Here is a 12,699-nt window from a genome sequence, read left to right as displayed (position 1 = left end):
CCGGCGCACAAGCAAGAGTCGTCAATGCGCGTCGCCGATGAAACAGTGTAAATGCCGCCTGCCGCGTCACCCCCGGGAATCCTGCACAGCGCTTATGATGAATAAACCATGATGACCACGCCAGTCCCCACCGTTGCCCTTGTCACCGATGCCGCCAGTACGGTCGGCCGCGCCGTTGCGCTGGCGCTGGCGCGGCAGGGCTGGGACCTGGCGCTGCATTACCAGCAAGGCCCGGCGCCGGCGGCGCTGTTGCAGGAATGCCAGGCGCTGGGAGTCCGGGCTGTCGCGATCCCGTGCGATTTGACCCAGGAAGCCGAGATCCAGGCGCTGCTGCCGCGCGTGGCGCAAGAGCTCGGCGCCGTCGGCTGCATCGTCAACAACGCCAGCCACGTCGAATACGACAACGCTGCCACCCTGTCCGCGGCCAGCCTGGGACGTCACATGCAAAACAACCTGGCGGCTCCCCTGCTGCTGGCGCAGGCGCTGCATGCGGCGACGCTCAAGACGGAAGGCGCGCATGCGGTGGTCGTCAACCTGCTGGACCAGAAACTGTTCAACCCGCATCCCGATTTCCTGTCCTATACGCTGTCAAAGGCTGCATTGCACAGCGCCACCGCCTTGCTGGCGCAGGCTTATGCGCCGCAGTTGCGGGTGGTCGCGATTGCGCCCTCGCTTGCGTCGTCATTGAATGCAACCGGCGGCGCCCAGTCGAAGCAGCCGGCGACTTTGGAAGATATCGCGGCGACCGTCTGTTTTGTCGCCTCCTCCTCCGCCATTACCGGCAGCACGCTGCTGGTCGATGGCGGCCAACACTTGTATCCTCACCCACGGGACCCGGCTGCCGTTCCCGCCCAGCCGTCCCATCCTCACTGAAAACACCATGCTCTCCGCACTCATCCATCCCGACCTTAGCGATTGCCGCCGCCTTTTCCTGCGCGACTACGAAGTGCAGATCAATATCGGCGTCTACGAATCTGAAAAACAAGGCACGCAACGTGCGCTGATCAATGTCGACCTGTTTGTGCCGCTGGCTTTGTCAACGCCTACCAAAGATCATGTGGATGACGTGCTGGATTACAATTTCATGCGCAATACCGTCGCAAAGCGCATGGCGCAAGGGCATATCCATTTGCAGGAAACCCTGTGCGACGACCTCGCCAATGCCCTGCTGCTGCATCCGCGGGTACGCGCGGTAAGGGTGTCCACCGAAAAACCCGACGCCTATCCCGATTGCCGCTCGGTCGGCGTCGAAGTGTTTCGGATCAAACCGAAAGCCTGAGGCCGAATCGCCATGAATGAACAATTGAAGCAGGAAACCCCGATGCAAGACCAATTACTAGTGCAAGCAGCCGGCGGCGACGCCGCCAACTCCCCAAGCCAGAAAAGCGTGGAAAAGATCGCCCACGAAAACAACAAGCTGCACAAGCGCCTGTGCCGCCAGGTCGGCCAGGCGATCGGCGATTTCAACATGATCGAAGACGGCGACAAGGTGATGGTCTGCCTGTCGGGCGGCAAGGACAGCTACGCCCTGCTGGATATCCTGATGACCCTGCGCGAACGGGCGCCGATCAATTTCGAGATCGTCGCGGTCAACCTGGACCAGAAGCAGCCGAATTTCCCGGACCACATCCTGCCGGCCTACCTGGAGAAATTGGGCGTCGCCTACCACATCGAAAACCAGGATACCTACAGCATCGTCAAGCGCCTGATCCCGGAAGGCAAGACCACCTGCTCGCTATGCTCGCGCCTGCGGCGCGGCATCCTGTACCGGGTCGCCACCGAGCTGGGCGCGACCAAGGTCGCCCTCGGCCACCATCGCGACGACATCATGGAAACCTTCTTCCTCAACATGTTTTTCGGTGGCAAGCTCAAGAGCATGCCGGCCAAGCTGCAATCGGACGACGGCAAGCAGATCGTGATCCGGCCGCTGGCCTACGTCAAGGAAGCCGACCTCAGCCGCTATGCCGAGGTCAAGCAGTTCCCCATCATCCCTTGCGACCTGTGCGGCAGCCAGGAAAACCTGCAGCGCAAGCAGATCAAGGGCATGCTGCGCGAATGGGAAAAGAAATTCCCGGGCCGGGTGGAAAACATTTTCTCGTCGCTGTCGACGGTAGCGCCGTCGCACCTGATGGACCGCAACCTGTTTGGTTTCGCCGACCTGAAGGCCAGCGGCATTGCCGATCCCAACGGCGATATTGCGTTTGACGATGATCCATGCTCGACGCCGGCAAGCGTTGCCAGCATCATTCCGCTGCGGCCGGCAGACTAATCCATCGATTTCCCCGCCCGGCTATATAATCGAAGCGGACCAGCGGCAACCAGTGCAACCAGCTGAACAGATACAGCGACACTGCGCCGCCTGGCCGGCAACCTATCAGGAGACGCGCAATGGCAGGGTCCTATGTACTCAAGAAGTCGGTGGATGGACAGTTCTATTTCCTGCTCTACTCTGGCAACGGCGAAGTGGTGCTGAACAGCGAAATGTATGTCGCCAAGGCTTCCGCCGAAAACGGCATCGCCTCGGTCCAGAGCAACAGCGCACAAGACGATCGCTATAGCCGCAACCAGGCTTCCAACGGCAAGTTCTATTTCAACCTGAAGGCTGCCAATCACCAGGTCATCGGCAGCAGCCAGATGTACAGCACCACCAGCGCACGCGACGCCGGCATCGACGCCGTCAAGAAAAACGGCCCCAGCACCGATGTCAAGGATGAAGCCTGAGCGTTCGGCCAAAGCATCGGGAAACACGGCGACACAGGTGAATTGCAAGTATTTGTAAGCCCTGTATTCATTCCGTACGGCAAATCGTTTAATACCCAGGACCTTTTTTCTGGAGATATGAATGAACCGTCGTCGTTTTCAGCGTTACCTTGCCTTGTCGGCCGTAGCAGCGGCTTCCCTGTCGCTGGCGGGCTGCGTGGTCGAACCGCCGCGCACCCGCGTCGAATACCGTGAAGTCCGGGTCGTGCAAGCACCGCCGGCGCCGCTGGTGGAAGTGGCGCCGCCGGCGCCCTATCCCGACTCCTACTGGATCGCCGGCCACTGGAAGTGGGAAAACAACCGCTACGTCTGGAGTAACGGCCATTGGGAACAATCGCGCCAGAATATGGTTTACCAGCATGCCTACTGGGCCAACGAAGGCGGCCAGTGGGTATTCCATGGCGGCCGCTGGGTGCCGATCAACAATACCTACAGCGCGCCGCCGGTGGTGATCAACGTCGCCCCGCCGCCGCCGCAGATCGAAGTCATGACGCCGGCGCCCAGCCCCAACCATGTCTGGATCGGGGGTTACTGGCGCTGGAACAACGGCCGCCACGACTGGGTCAACGGTCATTGGGAAGCGCGCCGCGACGGTTATTTCTGGGCCCCGGGACATTGGGTCCGCAACGGCAACGGCTGGGCCTTCTCGGGCGGTTTCTGGCAACGCTACTGATAGCACCCCGACACGCATTGAACCTGCCGTTCTCGCCACGTAACTTCCTGGCGAGAACGGCATTCATTGCAGCATTAAAACCGGTGTTGAATACCGCTGCTTATTGTATTGAGCAAGTTGCCGCCCTTGTTCGCGTTCAGGTTTTCACGATCATATGACGCGTACAGCTTGGTACGTTTGCTCATATGAAAAATATATCCGGCCTGGAAATTTGAGCCTTTGCCCTGTATATCGCCTTGGGCATCACGTTTCATATAGTTCGCCGCGATTTGATGCAGGCCGGCGCCAAACGGCAGCGAAAAACCAAGCAGCCAGTAGTTAACCCTGGACCGCGCGCCCACCGTACCGTTGTAATGATCCCTGCCATACAGGGCTGAAATCTTGGTTGCGCCAAAACTGTAAGAACCGAGCAGTTGCCATTTGCGACGAAAGTCATTGTCGACCGGCGTTCCGCGGCGTTTATTCTGGCCATAACCGATGCCCGCAGACAGCGCGCCGGATTCGTAATTGAGGCCGATATCGGTAGCCTTCACGTCGCCTTCCTGCCTCACCTTGGCTGCAGCATCGCCAGGATCGGGCTGGTGATAGCGCGCTCGCACACTGAAACCGTGGAATACCGGGCTCATGTAGCCGACCGCATTGCTGGTGCGGTTGCGCGCATTCAGCCAGCGCGTACCAATCGCCGTCGCCCCGGCGTCATGCCCCACAAAGGTGATATTCCTGGTGACTTGCGAATACAGGGGCGAACCGGTTGCCTGCGACGAATCAAGGCGCCCCACAGCCACTGTGCCGAAGCCGCCGCGCACGCCGGCGTAGGCGTTGCGCAACATCGGATCGGTTGCTAGGCCGGTATCGGCATTGAAGCCGGCTTCAATGCCAAACAAGACACGCCAGCCGGCGCCCAGATCTTCGCTGCCGCGCACGCCGAAACGCGAGGCGTTATCCGTTTGCTTCAACATCCTGCCGCCATTTCCACGGACCTCGTCCATGCTCAGATCCACGCGGCCGTATATCTCGACGCGCTCCGCCGGTTCGGCAAAAACGGGCGCCATCGCGCCGCCAGCAACGCTCGCCAGCACTCCTGTCAACAACATCTTATTCATTGTCTTGTCTCCATATTTTATCGACGCAGCTCAATGCCGAAACCACTGCGCCGTCATTTACAAACCCCGTGCGGCAACCAGCGCTTCAACCGCAAGCTGCGGCCGTTTCGCCAAACGGTACAAAGGCAGGTAGGCCGGCCCGTCGCCGTCCGCCGTGGGCGCCGGCAGCAGACCGTTCGATACATAGCTGCTCTGCGATTCCGGCTCCAGCGCGGCAGCGGCAAGGTTGGCCAGAGGCTGGTCCAGCGGCACGTAATACCAGCCCGCAGCGATCGCCAATGGCAGCGCCTCCAGTTCGGTAGTAACGCGCACGACATCGCTGGCGGCGCCCGCCGAACCGGTCACGTCTTGCTTGCGCCCTTGTGTCCGGGAAGTCAGGCGATAACTTTGCGCGCCTTGCTCCAGCCCCAGTTGCAGCTTTGCCGTGACTTGATAAACATTTACGCCGAGTGCCTGCAGCCGCTCGGCTGCGCGCGTTTCCGAGGCAGGCAGGAGATAGGCAAAAGGGCGCGGGCGTTGCAGCTTTGGCTGGATCTCGAGCGCCGACATCCAGTCGACCTCAATCGCCCTTGCCTGCCCGCTGCGGGCATCCAGCATGGCCAGCGTGTGACGGCCCGGCGTCGCCGCGCCAATTACGTTCAGTACGCCCCGTCCCGCCTTGGCAGCTACCTCTCGCCGAAACTGCCGGTTCAGGGCCAGTACCTGCGACGCATTGCCGGCAGTGGCATTGACCACCGATTCGATCGCCGTCAAATGGGTGTACACGCGTCGTTTGAAATGCGCCTTGCCGATACCGACGCCACGTGTTTCCAGCAAAAACGAGATCGCATTGCGCAGGCCGGCGATGTTGCGGCCCGTATCCGGACCGACGCCGCCCATCGCCACCGTCCTGTCGTCCTTGTTCCAGCTGGTTGTGTAATACCAGGAATGGCTCAGCGCACGGCGGTCGAACGCCTGCAGCAGCGGCTGACGGAACAGAGTTTCGGCGGCGGCCGCCTGCGCCTGCGGCAGATTCGCCACGGTCGCTAGCTGGACCAGGCCATCGTATTTTTGCAGCGCGCCGAATTTTTCCACCCAGCGGCCGCCAACGCTGAATTCATGACTGTCCAGCACCACTTCCGGCTGATAGTCATTGAACACGTGAGCCAGCGCCTGCCCTTCCGGCGTCGCCAGCGTCAAGTGATCGCGATTGACGTCTTGTCCATCCGCCAGGCCGCGCAGGAATGCAGCGCTGCCGTCTGGATTGGCGCGCGGCACGATCAGGATATTTACGCGTTCGAGGATGTCGTCAAGCTTGCCGTTGGCCAACATGCCGGCGAACGCCAGCGCCGCTTCGCCGCCCGCCGGCTCATTGCCGTGCTGGGCGCCGATCAGCAGCACCGTCGGCTTGCCGTTTTTCGACAGCTCGGCGCCGCTGGATACGGCCGGCTCGGCAAACACCAGCAGCGGAATCGCCCGCCCCTGTTGCGACGGCCCCAGTTGCCGTACGCGCATCGACGGCGATTGCGCAGCCAGCCCCCGGATATAAACCAGCATCTCCTGCTGCGATGTGAAACCAGTTTTTCCGGCGGCAAACGCCGGCGAATCTATCGTGACTTCCGGGTCGGGATACTGACTGGCAATAGCATCGATTTCGACCAGCGCCTTGGCCGGATCATACTGCGCACTGGCAGGACGGCATTGCACTGCCGCCGCCAACACGACGACGACGCTGGCCGATACCGCCGCTCGAAATAATCGTCTGCGAGAAAAACAAATGGGAAAAGCGATAGCCATACCAGTCTCCTATTGTCGGCAATTGAATTATTTTTATCAAAAAATCAATGGGTATGATATCAAATAAATAACAATAATTCATCGGCATACGGGGCCATGCTAGAATTTCCTCCCTAAGGTTTTGCCCAAATCCGCTTCATGCGCCGGCCTGGCGGTTTGCCTAAGCCTTCCCTATTTCTTATTAGCAAAGTGTCTCTATGAACGTCGTCATCCTCGCCGCTGGCATGGGCAAACGCATGCAATCGGCGCTGCCGAAAGTGCTACATCCGCTGGCTGGAAAATCTTTGCTGGGACATGTTGTCGATACGGCGCGCAGCTTGTCGCCAAGCAGCATTTGCATCATTTATGGCCATGGCGGCGACGCCGTATTGAAACAGTTCCATGCCGCCGACCTGACGTTTGCCAGGCAGGAACCGCAACTCGGCACCGGCCATGCGGTGGCCCAGGCCGCGCCGCAGCTGGACGACACGGTGCCGACCCTGGTGCTGTACGGCGACGTGCCGCTGATCGCCAGCAGCACGCTGCAACGGCTGATCGATAGCGCCGGCACAGACAAGCTGGCGGTCCTGACGGTGGACCTGCCGGACCCGACCGGTTACGGCCGCATCGTCCGCGAGCACAATGGTGAAGGCAGGATCGTCAGCATCGTCGAGCAAAAAGACGCGACGCCGGAACAGCGCACGATCCGCGAATGCAATACCGGCATCATGGTAGCGCCCACCGCGCAGCTCAAGAAATGGCTGGCCGGCTTGTCCAACAACAATGCCCAGGGCGAATATTATCTGACCGATATCGTCGCCAGCGCCGTCGCCGACGGCACGCCGGTAGTGTCGGCGCAACCCGGCGCCGTATGGGAAACCCTGGGCGTCAATAGCAAGGTGCAGCTGGCCGAGCTGGAACGCATCTACCAGCGCAGCATCGCCGAACGTTTGCTGGAACAGGGCGTGACCCTGCTCGACCCGGCGCGCCTGGACGTGCGCGGCGCGCTGAGCTGCGGCCGCGATGTCAGCATCGATATCGGCTGCATCTTCGAGGGCGAAGTCAGCATCGAAGACGGCGTCATCATCGGCGCCAACTGCGTCATCAAGAATGCCCGCATCGGCCGCGGCGCCAACATCAAACCGTTCTGTCATATCGAAGATGCCGTGGTCGGCGCCGCTTCCCAGATCGGACCGTATGCGCGCCTGCGTCCCGGCACCGAGCTTGGCGAAGACGTCCATATCGGCAATTTCGTCGAGGTCAAGAACAGCCAGATTGCCGCACACAGCAAAGCCAACCACCTGGCCTACGTCGGCGACGCCACGGTGGGATCGCGCGTCAACATCGGCGCCGGCACCATTACCTGCAACTACGACGGCGCCAACAAATTCCGCACCATTATCGAAGACGACGCCTTCATCGGCAGCGATAGCCAGCTGGTGGCGCCGGTGCGGGTCGGCAAAGGGGCGACTCTGGGAGCCGGCACCACGCTGACCAAGGATGCGCCGGAAGGCAAGCTGACCGTCTCGCGCGCGCGCCAGGTCACCATCGACGGCTGGCAGCGGCCGGTCAAGATCAAGAAGTAAATGAACTGGCAGGGTGGGCGCTTGTGCCCACGCAGACCGTCGCTTATGCCAGAATCGCCTGCAGGGTGGGCAGAAAATCTGCCCACCCTACAATTTTTATACTGCTAGCCGGGTCTCGAACTTGCTGCGATGGATCGAAAAATAAGTGCGCACATTGCGCACATTCTTTTGCGCGGCAAACAGCTGGTGCGCCAGCGCATGGTAAGCCGCCATGTCCGCCACTTGCAGCACCAGCACGAAGTCCGGCCCGGGCGACACCCGGTAGCATTGCAATAACGCAGGCTCATCCGCCACCACAACCTCAAACTCCTGCAAACGCTCCGCCGCCTGGTTGTCGAGCGTGACTTCGACAATCGCGGTCAGGCCGGCGCCGACCTTGTCCGGCGCCACAATCGCCACCTGGCGCAGGATGATGCCGGCGTCGGTCAGGCGCTTGACGCGCCGCAAACAGGTCGGCGGCGAGGCATGCACCAGCTGCGCCAGCTGATGGTTGGTTTGGGCGGCATCGGCCTGCAAGGCATTCAAAATCCGCTTATCCAGTTCGTCCAGAACGATATCCATGATGGAATGTGTAATTTATGAGATAAAATCAAATATAAATGGAATAATATTTCATACGATTTATATCATGAAATATTCAATCAAATATATGCAAATTTAGTAATCTTATTTCATAAGCGCTGGCCTAAGATACGCCTCATTCACTTGATCAATGAGGAAAGCCATGTGCGGTATCGTCGCAGCAGTTGCCCAGATTAATGTCACGCCCATCCTGCTGGAAGGATTGAAGCGGCTCGAATACCGCGGTTACGACTCTTGCGGCGTCGCCCTGCATATAGACGGCAAATTGCAGCGCTCGCGCAGCACTTCGCGCGTGGCCGACCTGGAAATCCAGGTCGAGAAAGCCAGCCTCTCAGGTTTCACCGGAATCGCCCACACGCGCTGGGCCACCCACGGCGCACCGGCAACCCACAACGCCCATCCGCATTTCTCGCGCGACCGCATCGCCCTGGTCCACAATGGCATCATCGAAAACCATGACGAACTGCGCGCCGAACTGCAAGCCGCCGGTTATCACTTCGAAAGCCAGACCGACACCGAGGTCATCGCCCACCTGGTCGACCACATGTATAGCGGCGACCTGTTCGCCACCGTGCAGCAGGCCGTGAAGCGCCTGACCGGCGCCTACGCCATCGCCGTGTTCTGCGTCGACGAGCCGCATCGCGTGGTCGCCGCGCGCCAGGGTTCGCCACTGATCGTCGGCGTCGGCAAAGGCCAGAACTTCGTCGCCTCCGACGCCATGGCGCTGGCCGGCACCACCGACCAGATCATTTACCTGGAAGAGGGCGACGTGGTCGACCTGCAACTGCAGCGCGTCTGGATCGTCGACGCCGCCGGCAAAGCGGTCGAACGCGAAGTCAAGACCGTGCTTGCCTACAGCAGCGCGGTTGAGCTGGGACCTTACCAGCACTACATGCAGAAAGAAATTTTCGAACAGCCGCGGGCAATTGCCGACACCCTCGAAGGCGTCACCGGCATCATGCCGGAACTGTTCGGCGACGGCGCCTTCAATGTGTTCAAGCAGATCGATTCAGTCCTGATCCTGGCGTGCGGCACCAGCTACTATGCCGGCCTGACTGCAAAATACTGGATCGAATCGGTCGCCAAGATCCCGGTCAACGTCGAAATCGCCAGCGAATACCGCTACCGCGACAGCGTACCGAATCCAAATTCGCTGGTGGTCACCATCACCCAAAGCGGTGAAACCGCCGACACTCTGGCCGCACTCAAACACGCGCGTTCACTCGGCATGCTGCACACGCTGACCATCTGCAACGTCGCCACCAGCGCCATGGTGCGCGAATGCGCGCTGGCTTATATCACCCGCGCCGGCGTCGAAGTCGGCGTCGCTTCGACCAAGGCCTTCACCACCCAGCTGGCGGCGCTGTTCCTGCTGACCCTGGCGCTGGCGCAAAGCAAAGGCCGCCTCAGCGAAGAAGAAGAAACCGCTCACCTGAAAGCCATGCGCCACCTGCCTGCCGCGCTGCAAAGCGTGCTGGCGCTGGAGCCGCACATCGTAGCCTGGGCCGAAGCCTTCGCACGCAAGGAAAACGCCCTGTTCCTGGGCCGCGGCATCCACTACCCGATCGCGCTGGAAGGCGCATTGAAGCTCAAGGAAATCACCTACATCCACGCCGAAGCCTACGCTGCCGGCGAACTCAAGCACGGCCCGCTGGCGCTGGTGACTGAAGAAATGCCGGTGGTGACCGTAGCGCCCAACGATACGCTGATCGAGAAGCTGAAATCGAACATGCAGGAAGTGCGCGCGCGCGGCGGCCAGCTTTATGTTTTTGCCGACGCCGATTCGCACATCAAGTCTAGCGATGGCGTACATGTGATCCGCTTGCCGGAAAACTATGGCTTGCTGTCGCCCATCCTGCATGTGGTGCCGCTGCAGCTGCTGGCGTATCACACGGCGCTGGCGCGAGGGACGGATGTGGATAAGCCTCGGAATTTGGCTAAGTCCGTGACTGTCGAGTAGGGTAGCCGTCGACGAATGCGAGCGTGGGAACATCAATTAGTTTCGGATACACATGGCCAAATAGTTTCGGGTACACATGGCCTAAATAAGCTGAAAAACCAATATTGACGCGCTGTATCCGAAACTATTGCCCATGGTGAAAAAGCTGGTGGTCCTTCAGAACAAAGATGCTAACTAGGGCGACGGCTTTAATTGAAAATTATTAGTCGGCCGTGAATAATTCAGTTTTCCAGAAATTCGCTTAGCCCACCAAAACGGGTCGCCCCCGAGGCTTCTCTGCGTCATGTGCTCGCCAACATTACTGATCATCCCGCCAATCGAGTCGACGACTTCCTGCCCTGAAACCGTGTCGCGCAGCTTTCCCCGGCATGAAAAAACACGCCGCTTATCAGCGGTGTGATGCCATCGGCTGGCAATTCGATGCCACCAGACTCAAGGCAACACTGGCTTTATGCTTAGTTTCTGTCGTCATTCGTTTCGTTGTGTGCGTCGTAACTGGTCCTTCAGAACAAAGATGCTAACTGGCCAATAAAGTTGCCAACTGCGCGCCGATTCGTAGAACAAAGATGCTAACTGCAGCGGAACATCAACATTCATATCCATCGGCAGCATGAAGGCAATGAATAACACCAGTTGGATGCATGCTGATGCTGTCAAAACTACAACGTCTTACTGTTGGTTTGCATGCCGAATTGACTCGTACGCGTGACTCCAGAAATCGGTTGAGACCGCCGTAGATTCGGGCGAATCTACTAGTTTTTGAGTTAATAGGATTCCGATAAAATCGTTTTTCGGATCTGAGTAAGCAGAAGTACCGAAACCAGCGTCCCAACCAAAACGCCCCGGGCACGTTCCACGGTTTGTCATGGTGAGTGTTTACAGCCATTCCGAAGCCCCAACTGCTGTGACCTGCAAAAAATAAATCTGCTCCCAGCTTCTGAGCAGTTGTGAGCTGATCGCAAGTCATCGCTTCAACCGACGATGTTTTTAGGATCATTTCTCACCAGACATTCCTTTATCAAGCAGCATGCGGCAAAATCTAAAGTAATCGCTTGCCGTTGAGAGCAATCCTCCTGAGCCAGATTCGAACGATAAGGTAGGGTCGCAAGCTGTCTATCACGTATGGCTGTGCCTTTGCTTGCGAAATTGCCCCTACCTAACAGTCGCGGCTGGTGAGTTCAAAGGCTGACGAGAAACTCATTTGGTTGCTAGTCGAAACCGGCTGGCGTCCTTTGCGGGTGCCGCACCAAAGATGCGTGAATAGTCGCGGCTAAACTGGGAGGGACTATCGTAGCCCACCTGATAGCCCGCGCTCGCCGCATCGAGGCCGTCACTAACCATCAGGCGGCGCGCCTCCTGCATTCTCAACTGATTTCTGAATTCCAGTGGACTCATTGCCGTAATGGCCTTGAAGTGGTCATGAAACGTCGAACGACTCATCCCGGCAATCTTGGCGATGTCGTCAATACGAAAAACCTCCTTGAAATGCGCCCTGATCCAGAGGATCGTCCGCGCGATCTGCCCATGCCGGCTATCGGATTGCGTGATCGCGTAAATGACGTCGCCGCTCGGCCCGGAAAGCAGCCGATAGAAGACCTCGCGCACCGCCAGCGGCCCCAGCGCCTCAAGATCATCAGGCGTGTCCAGTAGCGTGACGAGGCGTATGACGGCATCGAGAAGGCCTGAAGTCATTTCATTGAGGGTAAGCCCCGCCGGGACGGCGCCCCCTCCCTGACGAGGGTGCTTCAACGCCAGCTCCGCGAGCTCCGGGGAGTTGAGGTCAAGTTGCAGGCACAGGTAGGGATGCTCCGAAGTCGCCTCGACAACGGTGCCCACAACAGGAAGCCCGACCGATGCCACCAGATAGCTGGCCGGATCATAGTGAAAGACACTGGTGCCCAGCGAGGCACGCTTGCATCCCTGTGCAACGAAACATACCGTCGGCTCGTAAATAACCGGCATCGGCATCGTCGGCGCCGAATAGCGGATTAGCTTCACTCCGGGCAGGGCGCATTCAAAAGTGCCGTCCGCTAGCGCATGCCGGGCGATTACATTCCTGAACAGATCAATTTGAGACATAGGGCTTTATTCCACAAATTTCTAGTATCCGAAGGTCTGTTTTTTGATCGGCTTCGGACGATCGTGCAAGTTTACCGGAAATTCCGTCTACCGGTGTTCCCCCTGAAATCAAGAGAATAGACCCAAGCGAAGAATGCTTTTCAACCCGGCCCCGTGGTCCTTGCCAAGGGCCTGGCTGAACAGCAGTGCCACGCAGAAAGC

12 protein-coding genes are annotated in these 12,699 nt (G+C 59.2%); 7 read left to right on the top strand and 5 right to left on the bottom strand.

The features are described from left to right. Positions 1-108: 108 nt before the first annotated feature. The 5 genes from CFU_RS01985 to CFU_RS01965 all read left to right on the top strand — a co-directional run bounded on the left by CFU_RS01985 (position 109) and on the right by CFU_RS01965 (position 3,433). Complete coding sequence (locus CFU_RS01985) at positions 109-873, top strand: SDR family oxidoreductase (protein ID WP_014004372.1); 765 nt, start codon at positions 109-111, stop codon at positions 871-873. A gap of 7 nt (positions 874-880) precedes the next feature. Next, entirely contained in the window at positions 881-1,279 is a 399-nt protein-coding gene (locus CFU_RS01980; RefSeq protein WP_014004371.1) for a dihydroneopterin aldolase, read from the top strand. Between the two features lie 42 nt (positions 1,280-1,321). Further along, the gene (ttcA, locus tag CFU_RS01975) at positions 1,322-2,269 is read left to right on the top strand and encodes a tRNA 2-thiocytidine(32) synthetase TtcA (protein WP_050808707.1); all 948 of its coding nucleotides are present in this window, start codon (positions 1,322-1,324) and stop codon (positions 2,267-2,269) included. A 119-nt stretch (positions 2,270-2,388) separates the two neighbouring features. Further along, the gene (locus CFU_RS01970; protein WP_014004369.1) at positions 2,389-2,721 is read left to right on the top strand and encodes a YegP family protein; all 333 of its coding nucleotides are present in this window, start codon (positions 2,389-2,391) and stop codon (positions 2,719-2,721) included. Positions 2,722-2,842: 121 nt separating this feature from the next. Then, positions 2,843-3,433: a YXWGXW repeat-containing protein gene (locus tag CFU_RS01965; RefSeq protein ID WP_014004368.1), complete on the top strand. Its 591-nt coding sequence runs from the start codon at positions 2,843-2,845 to the stop codon at positions 3,431-3,433. Positions 3,434-3,507: 74 nt separating this feature from the next. On the opposite strand, the gene CFU_RS01960 is transcribed toward CFU_RS01965, so the two are convergent. The 3 genes from CFU_RS01960 to CFU_RS24775 form a co-directional block, all read right to left on the bottom strand. Then, complete coding sequence (locus tag CFU_RS01960) at positions 3,508-4,527, bottom strand: porin (protein WP_425304709.1); 1,020 nt, start codon at positions 4,525-4,527, stop codon at positions 3,508-3,510. A gap of 66 nt (positions 4,528-4,593) precedes the next feature. Next, positions 4,594-6,222 carry a M14 family metallopeptidase gene (locus CFU_RS01955; protein ID WP_050808451.1) on the bottom strand — a complete coding sequence of 543 codons (1,629 nt, stop codon included), beginning with the start codon at positions 6,220-6,222 and terminating at the stop codon, positions 4,594-4,596. Beyond that, positions 6,191-6,400 (bottom strand): hypothetical protein, encoded by a 210-nt coding sequence (locus tag CFU_RS24775; RefSeq protein ID WP_190275217.1) that lies wholly within the window; start codon positions 6,398-6,400, stop codon positions 6,191-6,193. The genes CFU_RS01955 and CFU_RS24775 overlap by 32 nt, the downstream gene beginning before the upstream one ends. Before the next feature lie 109 nt (positions 6,401-6,509). On the opposite strand from CFU_RS24775, the gene glmU reads away from it, so the two are divergent. Further along, positions 6,510-7,877, top strand: a complete 1,368-nt coding sequence (gene glmU, locus CFU_RS01950) for a bifunctional UDP-N-acetylglucosamine diphosphorylase/glucosamine-1-phosphate N-acetyltransferase GlmU (RefSeq protein ID WP_014004365.1) — start codon at positions 6,510-6,512, stop codon at positions 7,875-7,877. Between the two features lie 96 nt (positions 7,878-7,973). On the opposite strand, the gene CFU_RS01945 is transcribed toward glmU, so the two are convergent. Continuing rightward, a complete protein-coding gene (locus CFU_RS01945; RefSeq protein ID WP_014004364.1) occupies positions 7,974-8,438 on the bottom strand; it encodes an Lrp/AsnC family transcriptional regulator in 465 nt (154 codons plus the stop codon). Positions 8,439-8,601: 163 nt separating this feature from the next. On the opposite strand from CFU_RS01945, the gene glmS reads away from it, so the two are divergent. Continuing rightward, positions 8,602-10,419, top strand: a complete 1,818-nt coding sequence (gene glmS, locus CFU_RS01940; RefSeq protein WP_014004363.1) for a glutamine--fructose-6-phosphate transaminase (isomerizing) — start codon at positions 8,602-8,604, stop codon at positions 10,417-10,419. A 1,197-nt stretch (positions 10,420-11,616) separates the two neighbouring features. Here the strand turns inward: glmS and CFU_RS01935 are convergent. Beyond that, on the bottom strand, positions 11,617-12,498 hold the full coding sequence (locus tag CFU_RS01935; RefSeq protein ID WP_014004362.1) for an AraC family transcriptional regulator: 882 nt from the start codon (positions 12,496-12,498) through the stop codon (positions 11,617-11,619). Positions 12,499-12,699 lie beyond the last annotated feature (201 nt).

The organism is Collimonas fungivorans Ter331, from assembly GCF_000221045.1.
In the GTDB taxonomy this organism is placed as follows: domain Bacteria; phylum Pseudomonadota; class Gammaproteobacteria; order Burkholderiales; family Burkholderiaceae_D; genus Collimonas; species Collimonas fungivorans_A.
The sequence above is the reverse complement of the archived record's forward strand: the minus strand, read 5'-3'. Positions and strand labels throughout refer to the sequence as shown.